The organism is Streptomyces malaysiensis subsp. samsunensis (genome assembly GCF_024519315.1).
Lineage (GTDB): Bacteria > Actinomycetota > Actinomycetes > Streptomycetales > Streptomycetaceae > Streptomyces > Streptomyces malaysiensis.
This window is the reverse complement of the sequence record NZ_JANIIC010000053.1, coordinates 16869-34183: the sequence shown is the minus strand read 5'-3', so window position 1 is coordinate 34183 and position 17315 is coordinate 16869. Positions and strand designations below refer to the sequence as shown.

General features: G+C 72.3%; 18 protein-coding genes. 13 read left to right on the top strand and 5 right to left on the bottom strand.

The genetic code is table 11. The annotated features are described in order from the left end of the window. Window positions 1–56: 56 nt before the first annotated feature. The 3 genes from NQU54_RS35215 to NQU54_RS35205 form a co-directional block, all read right to left on the bottom strand. Window positions 57–530, bottom strand: coding sequence for a C40 family peptidase (locus NQU54_RS35215; RefSeq protein WP_069867329.1), 474 nt, complete (start codon window positions 528–530; stop codon window positions 57–59). A 319-nt stretch (window positions 531–849) separates the two neighbouring features. Further along, window positions 850–1158 (bottom strand): hypothetical protein, encoded by a 309-nt coding sequence (locus NQU54_RS35210; RefSeq protein WP_069867549.1) that lies wholly within the window; start codon window positions 1156–1158, stop codon window positions 850–852. Between the two features lie 5 nt (window positions 1159–1163). Then, complete coding sequence (locus NQU54_RS35205; protein WP_257634567.1) at window positions 1164–1799, bottom strand: ATP-dependent Clp protease proteolytic subunit; 636 nt, start codon at window positions 1797–1799, stop codon at window positions 1164–1166. Between the two features lie 88 nt (window positions 1800–1887). Here NQU54_RS35205 and NQU54_RS35200 point away from each other — a divergent pair, with 88 nt between their 5' ends. After that, a complete protein-coding gene (locus NQU54_RS35200) occupies window positions 1888–2190 on the top strand; it encodes a type II toxin-antitoxin system Phd/YefM family antitoxin (protein ID WP_069867327.1) in 303 nt (100 codons plus the stop codon). Between the two features lie 48 nt (window positions 2191–2238). Here NQU54_RS35200 and NQU54_RS35195 read toward each other — a convergent pair whose 3' ends face one another. Further along, window positions 2239–3192, bottom strand: a complete 954-nt coding sequence (locus NQU54_RS35195; RefSeq protein WP_257634566.1) for a M28 family metallopeptidase — start codon at window positions 3190–3192, stop codon at window positions 2239–2241. Window positions 3193–3537: 345 nt separating this feature from the next. Here NQU54_RS35195 and NQU54_RS35190 point away from each other — a divergent pair, with 345 nt between their 5' ends. The 7 genes from NQU54_RS35190 to NQU54_RS35160 all read left to right on the top strand — a co-directional run bounded on the left by NQU54_RS35190 (window position 3538) and on the right by NQU54_RS35160 (window position 11337). Next, window positions 3538–3840 (top strand): urease subunit gamma, encoded by a 303-nt coding sequence (locus NQU54_RS35190; protein ID WP_069867325.1) that lies wholly within the window; start codon window positions 3538–3540, stop codon window positions 3838–3840. Between the two features lie 16 nt (window positions 3841–3856). After that, complete coding sequence (locus NQU54_RS35185; protein ID WP_167505134.1) at window positions 3857–4162, top strand: urease subunit beta; 306 nt, start codon at window positions 3857–3859, stop codon at window positions 4160–4162. Between the two features lie 177 nt (window positions 4163–4339). Then, window positions 4340–6064 (top strand): urease subunit alpha, encoded by a 1725-nt coding sequence (locus tag NQU54_RS35180; RefSeq protein WP_257634565.1) that lies wholly within the window; start codon window positions 4340–4342, stop codon window positions 6062–6064. A 634-nt stretch (window positions 6065–6698) separates the two neighbouring features. Further along, window positions 6699–7358: an urease accessory protein UreF gene (locus tag NQU54_RS35175; RefSeq protein WP_257634564.1), complete on the top strand. Its 660-nt coding sequence runs from the start codon at window positions 6699–6701 to the stop codon at window positions 7356–7358. A gap of 55 nt (window positions 7359–7413) precedes the next feature. Beyond that, window positions 7414–8109 (top strand): urease accessory protein UreG, encoded by a 696-nt coding sequence (ureG, locus tag NQU54_RS35170; RefSeq protein WP_257634563.1) that lies wholly within the window; start codon window positions 7414–7416, stop codon window positions 8107–8109. A gap of 503 nt (window positions 8110–8612) precedes the next feature. Continuing rightward, window positions 8613–9563: an urease accessory protein UreD gene (locus NQU54_RS35165; protein WP_372506151.1), complete on the top strand. Its 951-nt coding sequence runs from the start codon at window positions 8613–8615 to the stop codon at window positions 9561–9563. A 127-nt stretch (window positions 9564–9690) separates the two neighbouring features. After that, entirely contained in the window at window positions 9691–11337 is a 1647-nt protein-coding gene (locus NQU54_RS35160) for an alpha/beta hydrolase (RefSeq protein WP_257634562.1), read from the top strand. A 147-nt stretch (window positions 11338–11484) separates the two neighbouring features. Here NQU54_RS35160 and NQU54_RS35155 read toward each other — a convergent pair whose 3' ends face one another. Then, the gene (locus NQU54_RS35155; protein WP_257634561.1) at window positions 11485–12546 is read right to left on the bottom strand and encodes an NAD-dependent epimerase/dehydratase family protein; all 1062 of its coding nucleotides are present in this window, start codon (window positions 12544–12546) and stop codon (window positions 11485–11487) included. A gap of 267 nt (window positions 12547–12813) precedes the next feature. On the opposite strand from NQU54_RS35155, the gene NQU54_RS35150 reads away from it, so the two are divergent. Genes NQU54_RS35150 through NQU54_RS35130 form a run of 5 tightly spaced genes read left to right on the top strand, consistent with a single transcriptional unit; the run spans window position 12814 to window position 17274 of the window. Further along, a complete protein-coding gene (locus tag NQU54_RS35150) occupies window positions 12814–14406 on the top strand; it encodes a sensor histidine kinase (protein WP_257634560.1) in 1593 nt (530 codons plus the stop codon). Continuing rightward, window positions 14399–14818: a roadblock/LC7 domain-containing protein gene (locus NQU54_RS35145; protein WP_069867319.1), complete on the top strand. Its 420-nt coding sequence runs from the start codon at window positions 14399–14401 to the stop codon at window positions 14816–14818. The genes NQU54_RS35150 and NQU54_RS35145 overlap by 8 nt, the downstream gene beginning before the upstream one ends. After that, complete coding sequence (locus NQU54_RS35140; RefSeq protein WP_167505142.1) at window positions 14815–15171, top strand: DUF742 domain-containing protein; 357 nt, start codon at window positions 14815–14817, stop codon at window positions 15169–15171. The genes NQU54_RS35145 and NQU54_RS35140 overlap by 4 nt, the downstream gene beginning before the upstream one ends. Continuing rightward, on the top strand, window positions 15152–15775 hold the full coding sequence (locus tag NQU54_RS35135) for a GTP-binding protein (RefSeq protein ID WP_257634559.1): 624 nt from the start codon (window positions 15152–15154) through the stop codon (window positions 15773–15775). The genes NQU54_RS35140 and NQU54_RS35135 overlap by 20 nt, the downstream gene beginning before the upstream one ends. Next, window positions 15772–17274 (top strand): cytochrome P450, encoded by a 1503-nt coding sequence (locus NQU54_RS35130; RefSeq protein ID WP_372506146.1) that lies wholly within the window; start codon window positions 15772–15774, stop codon window positions 17272–17274. The genes NQU54_RS35135 and NQU54_RS35130 overlap by 4 nt, the downstream gene beginning before the upstream one ends. Window positions 17275–17315: the final 41 nt, after the last annotated feature.

The following is a 17315-nucleotide window of genomic DNA, read 5'->3' as shown; positions in this document are numbered from 1 at the left end:
CACAGCGGTGTCCCGGCCCCGTCAACCTACCCATGGCCACTGGGGGCTACAGCGGATCAGCGCACATGTCCGTACCAGACCTTCTTGGTCCAGATCCGCTCCAGTCGCACCACCGTGCCGGTCTTGGGGGCGTGCCAGATCCGGCCGCTGCCCGCGTACACACCGACGTGGTACACCCCGCTCCCGGAGTGGAAGAACACCAGGTCCCCGCTCTTGCGGGAGGCGGCCTTGATATGGCGGGTCCCGTTGTACTGCGCGGCCGCGGTGCGCGGCAGCCGCTTCCCGGCCCGCTTGTAGGCGTACTGCGTCAGCCCGGAGCAGTCGAAGCGCTTGGGCCCCGCCGCGCCGTACCTGTACGGTGCGCCCTTCTTCGACGCCGCGATCCGCAGCGCCTTGGCCGCGACGGTCGCGGCCTCGGCCTCCGGTGGATACCCCGGCGTCGCCACGGTGCCTCCCACGGCGGCGACGGTGAGGGCGGAGACGGCGCTCGCTCGGGAGAACATCCTGGGGATTCGTATCTGCGCAGACATCACGCGCCACCCTTCGTGAGCCGACCCCGCCCCGATTCGGTGACGGAGTCCTGTCGTCCCCAGGGATGGTCACGCAGCCGCGACGCCGGTTCCGACTCGAGAGCGCGTGATGTGACGGTGGTCACTGCGGGGCCGTTCGGGTGGTGCCGACCGCCCCGCGCCGCGTCCATGACCTGCCGGAACGGCCGTGCCGAGGAGTGGTGGAGCGGACGGCGGCACGGACCCGGGCCGCCCGCTGGGCGCAAACCGGCCCCGTCCGGCCCGCCGGAATCCCGCTCCGCCGTTCGGGCGACGGCTCCGCGCCCCCGGCCGGGGCGTCTCAGGCCCGCAGCGCCGGGGGCAGTGTGACCCGCTCCGCGCGCCGCTCCCCGTCCAGCACTCGCAGCGCCCGGGCCAGGGTCGCGGTGTGCAGCTCGCTCTCCCCGCGCTCATGCATCAGCGCCAGCGCGTCCCGCAGCGCGGTGGCCTTCGCGACCAGCGCCTGGGCGGCCCGCAGACTGCCGTAGGTGTCACGGCCGCGCGCCGGGTTGATCCGGCCCAGCAGATCGACCGCCTCCAGATAGCCGTCTACGACGCTCCCCTCCGCGCGGGTGAGCGCGGGCAGCGGGGGCAGCTCGGGTGGCAGCACCGCGCTCACCCGGCCCGTCGCGGTGCGCCCGGCCGCTTACGGCTCCGGGTGACCTCGTCCACCAGCCCGTACGCCTTCGCGCCCGCGGCGTCGAAGATCTTGTCGCGGTCGATATCGGCCCGGATCCGCTCGGCGCTCCGGCCGGTGTGCCGCACCAGCATCGCCTCGAGCGTCTCCTGGGTGCGCCGCACCTCATTGGCCTGGATCTCGAGGTCGGAGGTGGTGCCCTCGACCGGCTCGGCGAACGCGGCCTGGTGGATCAGGACCCGCGCGCCCGGCAGCGCCAGGCGTTTGCCCGGGGTGCCGGCGGCCAGCAGCACGGCGGCGGCCGAGGCGGCCTGGCCCAGGCAGACCGTCTCGATGTCGCAGGAGACGAAGTGCATGGTGTCGTAGACCGCCGTCATGGCCCCGAACGAGCCGCCGGGCGAGTTGATGTAGAGCGAGATGTCCTGGTCGGGCGCGGCGTGCTCGAGATGGATCAGCTGCGCGATCACATCGTTGGCCGCGGTGTCGTCGATCGGGGTGCCGAGGAAGACGATGCGCTCGGAGAGCAGCTTGGCGTACGGGTCCATGGTGTGCGTCCCCGAACTGGTGCGTTCGGTGAACTCGGGCAGGACATAGCGCGCGGTCGGTCGTTCCATCGCGTCACCTCTCGGCGTCGTCGTTCGGTCTCGGTGGCGTTGGCTCCATAAAAAATGTACAGGATGTACATCCCGATATGATGGGAGCATGGCTTACGAGATTCCGGTGACGCAAGCCCGTGCAGAGCTCGCGGAGCTGATCAACCGCGTGGTGTACGGCGGCGAGAGGGTGGTCGTCACGCGCCACGGGAAGCCGCTTGTCGCCCTGGTCTCCGCCGCCGACCTGCGGCGTCTGGAGGAGATCGAATCGGGCGAGGAGGAGCAGGTGATCAGCACCGTGTCATCGATGCGCCCCTCGTCGTCCGCTCCGGGCGAACGGCGGCGCTTCGGTATCGCGGCGGAACACAACGGCCCGGACGCCGGGGATCGGCGTCCGGGCCGCGAGGAGTGACGGACGGGTCAGGACCGGCTCAGCGCCGGTCGGGTATCAGGGCGCTCGTCAGGAGCTGAGCGTCCAGATCGCGTTGGCGATGGCGTCGGTGTTCAGGTCCAGCGCCTTGTCGTCGATGTTCGACGTCTTGTCGCAGGCGGAGTGGTAGCACGGGTCGAACGCCTCGCCCGCCTCACCGCCCCAATTGTCGGCCTGCTCCTGGCTCTTGGTGGCCTCGGCGCCGGTGAACAGACCGCCGACCCGCACCCCCGCGTCCTTGAACGGGGCGTGGTCCGAGCGGCCGTCGCCCTCGGTCTCCGGCTCGGTGGTGATGTCCTTCGCGGCGTACCAGTCCGTGAAGACCTTCTCCAGCTCGGGGTCGTCGTCGTAGACGAAGTAGCCCGCGTTGGGGGAGCCGAGCATGTCGAAGTTGAGGTAGGAGTCAATCTTCGACTGGTCATCGGACGCCAGGCTGTCGACGTAGTGCGTCGAGCCGATCATGCCGTCCTCCTCGTCGCCCCACCAGGCGAACCGCAGATGCTTGGTGGGCTGGAGGTCGGCCTTGGCCACGGCGAGCGCGACCTCGAGGATCGCGGCCGAGCCGGAGCCGTTGTCGTTGATGCCGGGGCCGGCCTCGACCGAGTCGAGATGGGCGCCGGTCATCACGACCTTGTCCTCGTCGCCGCCCTTCCAGTCGGCGACGAGGTTGTAGCCCGTCTTGCCGCCGGAGGTGAACTCCTGGACGGAGGTGGTGAATCCGGCCTCGTCCAGCTTGCCCTTGATGAAGTCCAGGGACTTCTGGTAGCCGGGCTCGCCATGGGCGCGGTTGCCGCCGTTGGCGTCCGCGATGGACTGGAGTTCGCCCAGGTCGGCCTTGACGGCCGCGACGTCCACGTCGGGGGCGGCGGCCTGGGAGCTGACGTTTGCCTCGGCGCCGGAGGCGCCGCTCAGCAGGGCCGCGGCGAGCGCGGCACCGGTTGCCGCCGCGAGGGTGCCGCGGCGAAATGACGCTATTCGCTTCACAGTTGGGCTCCGTTGTGATGTGGGGGGTTGGAGCGGAGCAGGTGAATCATGGTGTTGCGGACATGAGAATCGGGGGTATGCGGTGGGGCCGTCAAGTGCGATAGCCGGACGTATGGGTCCGCCGAGCGGATGACGGGTGGCACTCGAAGGGGTTGTGAAGGCGTGATCAAGGCCCGTACGACCGGCTTGACCAGCATCGATCGGGATTGACTGGGGGCGTTTGAGTTAACGCCGATGAAACGCCGTGGAACTAACCTGCGGAAGCCGGGCGCGAGCCGCCCCGGACGGTGCTGAGCGGGTGGTTTCCGGCGGATGGTACGAAGATGATGGGAAGAGGCGGGAAGCATGCGATTGACCCCACATGAGCAGGAACGTCTGCTCATCCATGTGGCCGCCGATGTGGCCGAGAAGCGACGGGCCCGGGGTGTGCTCCTCAACCACCCCGAGGCCACCGCGCTGATCACCGTCCACATCCTGGAGGGGGCGCGTGACGGCCGCGGCGTCGCCGAGCTGATGGCCTCCGGGCGCCAGGTGCTCACCCGCGACGAGGTCATGGAGGGCGTCCCCGAGATGCTCGGTGACGTCCAGGTCGAGGCCACCTTCCCCGACGGCACCAAGCTGGTCACCGTCCATCAGCCGATCGCCTGACGGGGGGGGCGTTTCCATGATCCCCGGAGAGATCCTTTACGCCGATGAACCGGTGGCCCTGAACGAGGGGCGGCCCGTCACCCGGCTCACCGTGCTCAACGCCGCCGACCGGCCCGTCCAGGTCGGCTCCCACTACCACTTCGCCGAGGCCAACCCCGGCCTCGACTTCGACCGCGCCGCCGCCCGCGGCAAGCGGCTGAACATCCCCGCGGGCACCGCCGTGCGCTTCGAACCGGGCATCCCCGTCGAGGTCGCCCTGATCCCGATCGCGGGGGAGCGGATGGTGCCGGGGCTGCGGGGAGAGACGGGAGGGGCGCTGTGAGCGTCGCGCGCGGGGCCGCCGGGTGGTGTGTGGGTGGCGGGGTGCGCTGTCGCCTCGCGGGCGGAGAAGCGAACGAAAGGGGTGCTGTGAGCGTCGCGCGCGGGGCCGCCGGGTGGTGTGTGGGTGGCGGGGTGCGCTGTCGCCTCGCGGGCGGAGAAGCGAACGAAAGGGCGCACTATGACCGTTGAGCTGAACCGCGCGGTGTACGCCGATCTCTTCGGCCCCACCACCGGGGATCGTATACGGCTCGCGGACACCGACCTCTTCATCGAGATCGAGGAGGACCGCAGCGGCGGGCCCGGCCGGGCCGGGGACGAGGCGGTCTTCGGCGGCGGCAAGGTGATCCGCGAATCCATGGGCCAATCCCGCGCCACCCGCGCGGAAGGCACCCCCGACACCGTGATCACCGGCGCCGTCGTGCTCGACCACTGGGGCGTTGTCAAGGCGGATATCGGCCTGCGTGACGGCCGTATCACCGGCATCGGCAAGGCCGGGAACCCCGACACCATGGACGGCGTCCACCCCGACCTCGTCATCGGGCCCGAGACCGAGGTCATCGCGGGCAACGGCAGGATCCTCACCGCGGGCGCCATCGACGCCCATGTCCACTTCATCTCCCCGACCCTCGTCGATCAGGCGCTCGCCTCCGGGATCACCACCCTCGTCGGCGGCGGCACCGGCCCCGCCGAGGGCACCAAGGCGACCACCATCACCCCCGGCCCCTGGCACCTCGCCCGGATGTTCGAGGCGCTGGAAGGGTATCCGGTCAACATCGGGCTGCTCGGCAAGGGCAACACCGTCTCGCACGAGGCGATGTGGTCCCAACTGCGCGGCGGAGCCCTCGGATTCAAGATCCATGAGGACTGGGGGGCCACCCCCGCCGCCATCGACGCCTGCCTCGGCGTCTGTGAGGAGAGCGGCGCCCAGCTCGCCATCCACACCGACACCCTCAATGAGGCGGGCTTCGTCGGCGACACCCTCGCCGCCATCGCCGGGCGCTCCATCCACGCGTACCACACCGAGGGCGCGGGCGGCGGGCACGCACCCGACATCATCACCGTGGTCTCCCAGCCGAATGTGCTGCCCAGCTCCACCAATCCGACCCGCCCGCACACCATCAACACCGTCGAGGAACACCTCGACATGCTGATGGTCTGCCACCACCTCAACCCGGCCGTCCCCGAGGACCTCGCCTTCGCCGAGTCCCGCATCCGGCCCAGCACCATCGCCGCCGAGGATGTGCTGCACGACCTCGGCGCGATCTCGATCATCTCCTCCGACTCCCAGGCCATGGGGCGGATCGGCGAGGTGGTGCTGCGCACCTGGCAGACCGCGCATGTGATGAAGCGGCGGCGCGGCGCCCTCCCCGGTGACGGCCGTGCCGACAACCACCGGGCGCGTCGCTATGTCGCCAAATACACCATCAATCCGGCGGTGGCCCAGGGGCTCGACGGGGAGATCGGCTCGATCGAGACCGGGAAGCTGGCCGATCTGGTGCTGTGGGACCCCGCGTTCTTCGGTGTCAAACCGCAACTGGTGATCAAGGGCGGGCAGATCGCCTACGCGCAGATGGGCGACGCCAACGCCTCGATCCCCACCCCGCAGCCGGTTCTGCCGCGCCCCATGTTCGGCGCGCTCGGCCGCGCGGCGGCCACGGGCTCGGTCAACTTCGTGACCCCGACGGCGCTCGACGACGGGCTGGTGGACCGGCTGGACCTCCGCAAACGGTTCGTCCCGATCCGCGGTACCCGAGGGGTCAGCAAGGCGGATATGCGGGAGAACGACGCCCTGCCGCGGGTCGAGGTCGATCCCGATACGTTCACGGTGACGATCGACGGCGAGCCCGTGGAACCGGCTCCGGCGGCGGAACTTCCCATGGCCCAGCGGTACTTCCTCTTCTGACCGGGCGTCCGTCATGACTGCGAACGAGATGCCGCCCGCGCCTTGGGACGGCGGTGGGTCGGCCGCGGGTGGGTCGTGGGCGGGCTTTCCCCCACCCCGCCCCTCCCCGAAACCACGGGGCTCCGCCCCCTGGACCCCCGCTACCCCGCCACCGGACGCCTCGAACCGTGCCCGCCACCCGACGACGAATGCCCCACCCGCAGGGCGCGCGGCAGGGCCCGGCCTCCCGGCCGCGCAACGGGTGCTCGGGGGAGAGGCCCCGGGCGCGGGTCACGGTGAACTTCCGGGCGGGGGTCGCGGCGAGGCCCCCGGGGTCCGGCGTGAGGTCGCGGGTGGGGGTCGAGGTGAAGCCCCCGGCGGCGGTCGGAGTGAGGTCCCCGGCGCGGGGCGGGGTGAAGTTCCCGGCAGAGGCGGGGGCGCAGCCTTCGGCGGCGGCTGGGATGAGGTTCTGGGTGGTAGCCGGGATGAAGTCTCTGGCGCGGGTCGGGGTGAAGCCCCGGCTGGGGCCGGGGGTGAGGTCCCTGGTGCGGGTCGGGGTGAAGTTCCCGGCGGGGGCGGGGGTGAGGTCCTGGGCAGGGGCCGGGGTGAGGTCCCTGGCGGGGGCCGGGGCGCAGGGGCCAGCGGGGTTGCCGCGTTGCTCATCCTTGCCGATGGCCGGTTTCCCGCCGGAGGCCATGCGCACTCCGGCGGTGCCGAGGCCGCCGTCGCGGCGGGCCGGATCCATGACGCGGCCTCCCTGGAGGCGTTCTGCCGGGGCCGGCTGCACACCGCCGGGCTCACCGCGGCCGGGCTCGCCGCCGCTGCCGCCGCCGGGCTCGACCCGCTCGCGCTGGACGAGGCGGCGGACGCCCGTACCCCCGCCCCCGCGCTGCGCGCCACCGCCCGGCGGCTCGGCCGTCAGCTGATGCGCGCCGCCCGCGCCACCTGGCCGTCGCCCGAGCTGGACGCCCTCGCCGCCGCCCGGCCGCGCGGGGCGCACCAGCCCGTGGTGCTCGGACTCGCCGCGCGCGCCGCCGGGCTGGGGCCCCCGGACGCCGCGTACGCCGCCGGGTACGAGGCGGTGAGCGGGCCCGCGACCGCCGCCGTACGGCTGCTGAGCCTCGACCCCCTCGACGCCACCGCCGTCCTCGCCCGCCTCGCCCCCGAGCTGGACCAGGTCGTGGCGCGGGCCACCGAGGCGGCACGGCGGGCCCTCGACCAGGGCCCCGGCGCGCTGCCCGCCGCCTCCGCGCCACTGCTCGACATCGCCGCCGAACAGCACGCCACCTGGTCCGTACGCCTCTTCGCCTCGTAACCCCGGCGCGAACCGAACCGCATCCCCCCGCACCCGTTGGAACATCGGAGCCGTCATGCACCTCGACCACGCGGACCCCTACCCCCCGCGCCACACCTACGGCGCCCCCGCCCCCCAACGCCCCGACGGCACCCGCAGGGCGCTGCGCATCGGCCTCGGCGGGCCGGTGGGCTCGGGCAAGACCGCGACCGTCGCCGCGCTGTGCCGGGCGCTGCGCGACCAGTTCTCCCTCGCTGTGGTCACCAATGACATCTACACCCGAGAGGACGCCGAGTTCCTGCTGCGCAACGCCGTACTTCCGCCCGAACGCATCACCGCCGTGGAGACCGGCGCCTGCCCGCACACCGCGATCCGCGATGACATCTCCGCCAACCTGGAGGCGGTCGAGGAGCTCGAGGAGTCCGTGGGTCCGCTCGATCTGATCCTGGTCGAGTCCGGCGGGGACAACCTCACCGCGACCTTCTCCAAGGGCCTGGTCGACGCGCAGGTGTTCGTCATCGACGTCGCGGGCGGCGACGACATCCCCCGCAAGGGCGGCCCCGGCGTCACCACCGCCGATCTGCTCGTCGTCAACAAGACCGACCTCGCCCCGTACGTCGGCTCCGACCTGGAGCGCATGGCGCGCGACGCGAAGGCCCAGCGAGGTGAACTCCCCGTCGCCTTCACCTCCCTGGTCGCCGAGGACGGCGTCCGCCCCATCGCCGACTGGGTCCGCACCCGCCTGGCCGCCTGGACAGCGACCCCGGCATGACACCCACCCCAGATGCCATGCCCGGCCCGGACACTGCGCCCGGCTCCGATGCCGTTCCCGGCGCGGAGCTGCCGCGGGCGGGCGGTCCGGCCGTATCCGATGGGGAACAGCCGCACCCCGCGCGGCCGCTGTCCGGGCGCGCCCCGGATGCCGTGCCCGCTCCGGACGTTGCGCTCGGCTCGGATGCTGTGCCTGGCTCGGAGTGGCCGCCGGACGGTTCGGTCGCGCTGGGTGGGATACGGCCGCCCCTCGTGCCTCGGACGTCCGGGCGCGCCCAGGACGTCGTGTCCGGCCCGGAGCTGCCGTCGGCGGGCGGTCCGGCCGTATCCGGTGGGGAACAGCCGCGCCCCGCGCGGCCGCTGTCCGGGCGCGCCCCGGCGCGGGACGCCCCGGCGCGGGATGCCCCGGCGCGGGACGCCCCGGCGCGGGACGCCCCGGCCCCGGGGCGAGGCTCGACCACCTCGGCTGTGGCAGGCCCCTCGGGCGCGGTGGACCCCTCAGCTATGACGGCCACCTCGCCTGCGGTGGCCTCCTCGGGCACGACGGGCACCCCAAGCACTACGCGCACCCCAAGCACTACGCGCACCCCAAGCACTACGCGCACCCCAGGCACGACGGGCGCCCCAAGCAGGACAGGCGCCCCAAGCACGGCAGGCACCCTAGGCACAACGCACACCCCAAGCACCACAAACGCCCCAAACGCAGGCGTTCGGGCCGTTGGGCGGGTTCGGGCTGAGGTGGATGGGCGGGGTGGTATCGCGTTGCCTGTTCTCGTGGGGGACGGGCCGCTTGCGTTGCGTCGTACCCGGAGCGTCGTGGACGGGGAGGCGCGGGTCACCGTGGTCGGAGCCATGAGCGCGCCCCTCGGCGGCGACCGGATCGCGCTGGAGGTGACGGCGGGGCCGGGCACCCGGCTGCGCATCGGCTCGGCCGCGGCGACCATCGCCCTGCCCGGGCGGTCGGCCGGGCCCGCCCACTACGAGATCCGGTTGACCGTCGCCGACGGCGCGACTTTGCGTTGGCTGCCCGAACCCCTGATCTCCGCCCACGGCAGTGATCTGCGCATGACCACCCGTGTCGAACTCGCCCCCACCGCCCGCCTGGTGCTCCGCGAGGAGCAGATCCTGGGCCGTACCGGCGAGTCCCCGGGGCATCTGACCACTCGTCTCACCGTCCACCGCGCCGGGCGCCCGCTGCTCGACCAGGAACTCGCCTACGGCCCCGGCGCCCCCGGCTGGGACGGTGGCGCGGTTCTCGGCGGGCATCGCGCGGTGGGGCAGCTGCTCGTGGTCGGCCCGTCGTACGACACCAGCCCCGTCGCGCGGCCACGGCTGCTCGGCGAGACCGCCGTCCTCACGCCCCTGACCGGCCCCGCCGCCCTCGCCACGGCCGTGGCCCCGGACGCCCTTCAGCTCCGCCGGGCCCTCGACGAGGCGGCCGCCGCCGTGGGTTGATGTTCACGTCTTGATAAAGAAACGGCGGTTTGCCCTGTACTCGGCGGTAAGCCAGACAGAAGAATCCCCCTGACACTCTGTGATCATCGCCGCTCCTGGCGGCGCAACAAAGCAGGGGGATTACTACGTGAGACGCACAGCAATCTTCGGCGTGACCGGCGGTGTGATCGCCGGTGCGCTGATAACCGGTGCGCTGGCCGCCCCCACGGCCGGGGCAGCGGAGCGGACGCCCGGTGGGGCCGCCGAGGCCCGTGGCGTGGCGGTGGCCGCGGCCAAGGCCGCGATGCAGGGCATCGACTGGGCGGACTGCCCGGCCGACTGGGGGCTGGCCAAGCCCATCCAGTGCGGCTATGTCACCGTGCCGCTCGACTACGCCAAGCCGAACGGCCGCACCATCAAGCTCGCGGTGGACCGGATCGCCAACACCGGCACCGCCTCCGAGCGACAGGGGTCGCTGATCTACAACCCGGGCGGGCCCGGCGGCTCCGGGCTCCGTTTCCCGACCCGGGTCACCACCAAGAACCCGCTGTGGACGAAGACTTCGAAGGCGTACGACTTCGTCGGCTTCGACCCGCGCGGGGTGGGCCACTCGGCGGCCATCTCCTGTGTGGATCCCCAGGAGTTCGTCAAGGCCCCGAAGCTTGACCCGGTGCCCGACAGCGAGGCGGACAAGCGTGTCCAGCGCGAGCTGGCGCGGGAGTACGCCGAAGGGTGCGCGGAGCGCAGCGGCTGGATGCTGCCGCATATGACGACGCCCAACACCGCCCGTGACATCGACGTCATCCGGGCCGCGCTCGGCGACAAGAAGCTCAACTACCTGGGCGTGTCGTACGGAACGTACATCGGCGGGGTCTACGCGACGCTCTTCCCGACCCATGTGCGCCGGCTGATCGTGGACAGCGTGGTCAACCCCTCGCGGGAGAAGATCTGGTACCAGGCCAACCTGGACCAGGACGTGGCCTTCGAGACGCGCTGGAACGACTGGAAGGCGTGGGTCGCCAAGAACGACGCCGCCTACCACATCGGCGACACCCCCGCGAAGGTCCAGCAGCAGTGGGAGAAGCTGCGCGCGGCCGCCAAGAAGAGCCCCATCGGCGGGGTCGTGGGCCCGGCCGAGCTGCTCGGGCTCTTCCAGAGCGCTCCGTACTACGACTCCTCGTGGGCCACGGTCGCCCAGGTGTGGAGCGACTACCTCGCCGGCGATGAGAAGGCGCTGGTCGAGGCCGCGGGCCCGGACATGTCCGACACCGCGGGCAACATCGCCTCGGAGAACGGCAACGCCGTCTACACCGCCGTCGAGTGCGCCGACGCCAAGTGGCCGACCAGCTGGTCGAAGTGGGACCGGGACAACACCCGGCTCCACCGCGACTACCCCTTCCTGACCTGGTCCAACGCCTGGATGAACCTGCCGTGCGCCACCTGGGGCGCCAAGCAGCGGACTCCGCTGGAGGTGGGGGCCGCCAAGGGGCTGCCCGAGACGCTGATCGTGCAGAGCACCCGTGACGCCGCGACCCCGTACGAGGGCGCGGTGGAGCTGCACAAGCGGCTGAAGGGGTCGCGCCTGGTCACCGAGAAGGACGCCGGTTCGCACGGGGTCACCGGTCTGGTCAACCCGTGTGTCAACGACCGGGTGGACGCCTACCTGCTCAAGGGCACGGTGGACGCCACGGACGTGACCTGCGCTCCGCACGCCACGCCGGTGCCCGCGAAGTCCGGCGCGGCGGCCGCGAAGGACGCGAAGGCCGCCAAGGAGGCCGCCGTCCTCGTCAAGTAGTTCGGCGAGCGGCGGTATGTGGTGATGGGCCGGGCCCGTGCGTTCCCCGCACGGGCCCGGTGCCGTTTCCCGTACGGGCCCGGCTCTGTTTCTCGTACGGGCCCGGCTCTGTTTCCAGCGCGGCCCGGAGCCGTTCGCCCGAAGGGATCAGGACGCGAGGGGGTGTCCGCCGCTCCGCAGCCACGCGTCCTCGGCCGCGTAGTCGAACAGATCGGTCATCGGGTCGTAGGCGGCGGCCATATCGGGGAAGGCCGTGCGCCAGTCGGGGGCGGCCGCGAGCCGGTCCGCCAGCCAGGCGACCGTCGCCGGCAGCGATTCCGGGTAGCCGGTCACCGGGCGGTAGCCCAACTCCCGTTCGGCGGCGGACATGTCGTAGACGAGGGGGTGGGCCAGGCTCCAGGGGGTGCTGCCGACGTGCGGATGCGGCGGCTCCCCGTCGATCAGCACCAGCTCACCGCGCACCTCGAGCACCGCGTCCACGGCGGCGGAGATATCGGCGACCGTCGGGGCCTGCGGATCGCCCGCGTTGAGCACCCGTGAACCGGGCCGGTGGGCGGCCAGCCGCATCAGCTCCGCGAGGTTGTCGACATGCACCGGGTGGAACCGGCTGCGGCCGCCGTACGCCAGGATCCGCACCGGCCGCCCGTCCAGCGCCCGTTTGACGAAGTACAGCTCACGGGGGGTCCGGCAGTGCGGACCGTGGATCGCCCCGGCGCGCAGCAGGGTGGTCGGCAGCCGGTCCCCGGCGGCCAGCAGCTCCCGCTCCAGCGCCACCTTACGGCCGCCGTAACCGTCGCCCGGCGGGACGGTCCGCTGGGACTCGGGGAGCGGCACCGGATAGCGCGGGGCGCCGTCGGGCCGGTCCTGGGTGCCGAACCCCCGGCCCTGGTCGTCCTCGTACACCGCCCCGGTGGAGACCACCACCGCGGAGCCGATCCGGTCCGCGAGCCCCAGCAACTGCCGTGCGTGCGCCCGGCCGTAGGCGACGCAGTCCAGCACCACATCGCAGCCGTCCCCGATCAGCTCCGCCAGCGCCGCGTCGTCGTCCCGGTCCACGGCCACGCCCACCACCGACGCGGGCCAGCTCTCGTCGCGGCCCCCGCCGCGCGAGGCGGCCCGCACCCGCCATCCGTCCGCGGCGAGCGCGCGTACCGCCGCCCGGCCGATCTGCCCCGTCGCCCCGATCACACATGCGCTGCCAGTGGTCATGCCCGGACGCTACGGGCCGGGGTGCCACGCTGCCCAGACTCCTTCGCCATGAGCAGATTCGCCCAGAGCGCGATCATTCACGGTCGAAGAATGAATGCAGGTGATCGCTTTTTCTCGCTCTTTGAATTCCCAGTGATGCATTTCGAAGAAAGAGGCATATTCGATTCATGCGACGGTGAAACCGCTATGCTCCAGGGCCCATGACGGGCTGGTTCATCATCGCCCGTATTCCGCACCCATTTCTCTTCGCTGTTTTTAAGGATGCCCATGGTTTTCGCCGGCACCTCACCCGGAGGCCGACGGCCCGCCTCCACGCTCGTATGGGTCATCCCTCCCGCCGCGATGGCACTCTGCGCGGCGCTCGCCGTCGCCGTGGTACCCGCCGACGCGCGGGCCGCGGTGATCTGGTGCGGGGTGGTGGCGACGCTCGCGGTGGCCCTGGCGGCGGTCGAGGCGATCCGCCGCGGCCTGCTGATCACCATGCTGCGCACCCGGTTCACCGCCCAGGAGGCCGGGCTGCGGCAGCGCCTGGTGGACCAGGAGAAGGCGATCCGGCGGCTGACCCAGGACGTGCTGCCCCTGGCGGTGGCCCGGCTCCAGCGCGGTGCCGGGGTGGACGAGTCGGTCAAGGACATCGACCATGTGCCCGGTATCGACCCGGACTTCGACGCCGCCCACGGGCAGCTGCTCCGGTGGGTGCTGGAGACCGTACGGACCGAGGAGGACCTGCGGGACGCGGCCCAGCGGGCCTTCGTCAACATCGCCCGCCGGGTGCAGGCCATCGTCCACCAACAGGCCTATGACGTACGGGAGATGGAGGACAAGCACGGCGCCGACCCGGACGTCTTCGAGGATCTGCTCCACCTGGACCACGGCAACGCCCTCATCGGCCGGCTGGCGGACTCCATCGCCGTCCTGGGCGGCTCGCGGCCGGGCCGCCAGTGGCAGAAGGAGGTGCCGCTGTTCAATGTGTGCCGCGGCGCCATGTCCCGCATCCTCGAGTACGAGCGGGTGGATCTGCACTCGGTGGCCGACGTGGCCATCGTCGGCCCCTCGGTGGAGCCGCTGATCCACGCCCTCGCCGAACTGCTCGACAACGCCACCCGCTACTCGCCGCCCAAGACCCGGGTCCATCTGACCGCGATCGAGGTCCAGTCCGGGATCGCCATCGAGATCGAGGACGCCGGGGTGGGCCTGTCGGAGGAGGCGCGCAGGCGCACCGACGCGGTGCTGATCCAGGCGGCCACCGGACTCGACCTCAACGACCTGGGCGAAACGCCGCGGCTCGGCCTGGCCGTGGTGGGCAGGCTCGCCGCGAGGTACCGGTTCCAGGTCTCGCTGCGCCCTTCGGCCTACGGAGGGGTGCGGGCGGTGCTGGTCGTACCGCAGGACATCGTCTGCCCCACCCCCGCACCCGGCGGCATGATCGCCCGCGCGGCCAAACTGCCGCCGCCCAAGCCCGTCAAGCGGGCCACGCCCCTGCCGTCCCCCACCCGCGCCCGCACCGGCCCGGTGCCGCCGGACCGCCCGGGGCCCGGCTTCCGGCAGAACGGCGCCGGACTCCCGCAGCGCCACCGCCGGATGCCCATGGCCACCCCGGTCCCCCCGCCGTTCAGCGTCGACTCCGCACCCCCGGCGGCGCCCGCCGCGCCCCGCGAACCGGCCCGGCGGCCCGTGCAACCCGGGATCTGGCTGGACGCCTTCACCAAGGGGCTCAACGGCGAACCGATCCCGGCGGCGGACGTCGTCGAGGACGCACCGGGCCCGCCGGCCGTCCCGGACCCCCGGAAGGCCCCCGACACCCCGGACACCCCGAGCACCCCGAACGCCCAGAACACGTCGTCGGACAAGGATGAGTAGGCAAGTGACCCCACCGCGGTTCAACATGGACTGGATGCTCCGGGACCTGGCGTCCAGCGTTCCGCAGACCCGCCACGTGGTCCTGCTGTCCTCGGACGGCCTGTGCATGGCCCAGGTCGGTACGGACAAGGACACCGCCGACCGCCTGGCCGCCGCCTGCGCCGGCCTCCAGAGCCTCTCCGGCGCCATCGCCGCCGAATTCCCCGAGGGGGACGGGCGGATGCGGCTGGTCGTCATCGAGGTCGACGGCGGCTTCTTCTATCTGATGGCGGCCGGCACCAGTTCCTATCTGGCGGTGCTCGCCGAGGACAGCGTGGACGCCGGGCTGATGGGCCAGTGCATGAGAGACCTGGTCGCCCGGCTCGGGGAGCACCTCAGCAGCCCGCCCCGGGTCGACGGACGGGTGACATGAGCGAATCCGGCAGGGCGTGGGACGAGGGCGGGCCCGACCGGCTCTACACCGTCAACCGCGGCCGCGCCCCGGAGGAACCCCGGCCCGTCGAGCTCGTCAGCCTGATCGTGGCGCGCGCCGAGCCGGAGCCGGGGATGGCGCCCGAGGCCGCCGCAGTGCTGAGGATGTGCCGGTTCCCGCTCTCGGTGGCCGAGATCTCCGCGTATCTGGCCCTGCCCGTCTCCACCGTCGGCTTACTCCTCGCGGAGCTGCTGGGGGACGGCCGGGTGGAGGCCAGGGCGCCGGTCCCGGCCGCCGTGCTGCCCGACCCCGAACTGCTCCAGGCGGTGATGCATGGACTACAGAACCTCTGAGGAGATCGTCGGACCGCGCGGCGAGGACACCCTCCCGGCCTCCGCGTCCGCCGCCGTCAAGGTGGTGATCGTCGGAGGGTTCGGGGTCGGCAAGACCACCATGGTCGGCTCGGTGAGCGAGATCCGCCCGCTGACCACCGAGGAGACCATGACCCAGGCCGGGGTCGGGGTGGACGACATCGCGGGGATCGAGCGCAAGACCGAGACCACCGTCGCGATGGACTTCGGCCGGATCAGCCTCAACGAACAGCTGGTGCTGTATCTGTTCGGCACCCCCGGCCAGGAGCGGTTCTGGTTCCTGTGGAACGGCCTCTTCGAGGGCGCCCTCGGCGCCGTGGTCCTGATCGACACCCGCCGTCTGGAGGTCAGCTTCGACGCGGTCGGACGGCTCGAGGAGCGCGGTGTGCCCTTCGTGGTCGCGGTCAACGCGTTCCCCGAGGCGCCCGTCCACCCCATGGCGGAGCTGCGCGCTGCCATGGACCTGCCCGACTCCGTACCGCTGATCGACTGCGATGCCCGCGACCGGGCCTCCAGCCGTGACACCCTCCTCGCCCTCGTGCGCCATCTGCAATCCCTCCACCCCGTGACACCGGAGACACCGTGACCCCTCATTCCGACGGCCCCGGTCCCGGGCCCGCCGAACCCCCGCCCGTCCGGTGCCCCGTCCACCCCGCGCTCTCCGACAGCGGTCCGGTGGACCTCCTCGGGCCCGAGAACGAGAAGGACCCGATGGGCCTGTACGAGCGGCTGCGCGCCGAGCACGGCCCGGTGGCCCCGATCGTGCTCGACGGTGGCATACCGGCCTGGCTGCTGCTGGGCTACCGCGAGAACCTGGAGGTCTCCCGCACCCCCTCCCGCTTCTCCCGGGACTCCCGCCACTGGCACGCCTGGAAGGACGGCGGGATCGGCGCCGACTCGCCCCTGTTGCCGGTGGTCGGATGGCAGCCCATGTGCACCTTCGCCGACGGTGACGAGCACGAGCGGCTGCGGGCCGCGCTCACCGAGTCCATGGGGCGCTTCGACCGCCGCGGGATCCGCCGCCATGTCACCCGCTTCACCCATCAGCTGGTCAACGACTTCTGCGCCGCCGGGGGCGCCGAGATGGTCACCGCCTTCGCCGAGCAGCTGCCCATGCTCGTCCTCACCCAACTGCTGGGCATGCCCGACGAGTACGGCCCGCGGTTGGTCGAGGCCACCCGGGACCTGATGAAGGGCACCGAGACGGCCCTGCGCAGCGACGCGTACGTCACCGGGGCGCTCAAGGGCCTGGTGGACCGCAAACGCGCCGACCCCGGCGAGGACCTGGCGTCCTGGCTGCTGGCCCACCCCTCCGGCCTCACCGAGGAGGAGGTGGTCCAGCATCTGCGGCTGGTGTTGCTCACCGGCAACGAGACCACCACCAATCTGATGGCCAACACCCTGCGCATGGTCCTCACCGACCCGCGCTTCCGCGCGTCCCTGGCCGGCGGCCAGATGACCCTGCCGGACGCCATCGAGCATGTGCTGTGGAACGAGCCCCCGCTGACCGTCGTCCCCGGCCGCTGGGCCACCGGGGACACCGAACTGGGCGGTCAGCGGATCAAGGCCGGGGACATGCTGCTGCTGGGGCTGGCCGCCGGAAACGTCGATCCGGCCATCCGCCCCGACATCGGCGCGCCCATGTACGGCAACCGGTCCCATCTCGCCTTCAGCGGCGGCCCCCACGAATGCCCGGGGCAGGACATCGGCCGCGCCATCACCGACACCGCCATCGACACCCTGCTGCTGCGCCTGCCCGATCTGCGGCTCGCCGTCGAGGAGTCCGAGCTGTCCTGGCTCTCGTCCTGGATCTCCCGCCATCTGGTGGCGCTGCCGGTGGAGTTCATGCCCCGCCGCCCCGAGCCGGACATTGTGGACGAACCTGCCGCGGGCGTCCTCCCCCCTCGGCCGCGGGCACGTCCGACGCCCGAGCGGGAACCGGCCCCGGCACCGCTCGCGCACGTCATCGAGGGGCCCGGGGCGATGGCCTCCGGACGCGTCCCGTGGTGGACGGCGTTATGGCGGCGGCTGCTGGGCAGGCCCTCGGGATCCGCCCCTTATGGGCGGCGACCGGGCGCTCCGTAAGGGCGGCGACGGCGCGGTGGCGACCGTAAGGGCGACGCCGT

Excerpts from the sequence above, each read along its gene's own strand:
- NQU54_RS35215 (WP_069867329.1), bottom strand. The coding sequence starts at position 530 with ATGTCTGCGCAGATACGAATCCCCAGGATGTTCTCCCGAGCGAGCGCC.
- NQU54_RS35205 (WP_257634567.1), bottom strand. The coding sequence starts at position 1,799 with ATGGAACGACCGACCGCGCGCTATGTCCTGCCCGAGTTCACCGAACGC.
- NQU54_RS35200 (WP_069867327.1), top strand. The coding sequence starts at position 1,888 with ATGGCTTACGAGATTCCGGTGACGCAAGCCCGTGCAGAGCTCGCGGAG.
- NQU54_RS35190 (WP_069867325.1), top strand. The coding sequence starts at position 3,538 with ATGCGATTGACCCCACATGAGCAGGAACGTCTGCTCATCCATGTGGCC.
- NQU54_RS35185 (WP_167505134.1), top strand. The coding sequence starts at position 3,857 with ATGATCCCCGGAGAGATCCTTTACGCCGATGAACCGGTGGCCCTGAAC.
- NQU54_RS35180 (WP_257634565.1), top strand. The coding sequence starts at position 4,340 with ATGACCGTTGAGCTGAACCGCGCGGTGTACGCCGATCTCTTCGGCCCC.
- ureG (WP_257634563.1), top strand. The coding sequence starts at position 7,414 with ATGCACCTCGACCACGCGGACCCCTACCCCCCGCGCCACACCTACGGC.
- NQU54_RS35165 (WP_372506151.1), top strand. The coding sequence starts at position 8,613 with ATGACGGCCACCTCGCCTGCGGTGGCCTCCTCGGGCACGACGGGCACC.
- NQU54_RS35155 (WP_257634561.1), bottom strand. The coding sequence starts at position 12,546 with ATGACCACTGGCAGCGCATGTGTGATCGGGGCGACGGGGCAGATCGGC.
- NQU54_RS35150 (WP_257634560.1), top strand. The coding sequence starts at position 12,814 with ATGGTTTTCGCCGGCACCTCACCCGGAGGCCGACGGCCCGCCTCCACG.
- NQU54_RS35145 (WP_069867319.1), top strand. The coding sequence starts at position 14,399 with ATGAGTAGGCAAGTGACCCCACCGCGGTTCAACATGGACTGGATGCTC.
- NQU54_RS35140 (WP_167505142.1), top strand. The coding sequence starts at position 14,815 with ATGAGCGAATCCGGCAGGGCGTGGGACGAGGGCGGGCCCGACCGGCTC.
- NQU54_RS35135 (WP_257634559.1), top strand. The coding sequence starts at position 15,152 with ATGGACTACAGAACCTCTGAGGAGATCGTCGGACCGCGCGGCGAGGAC.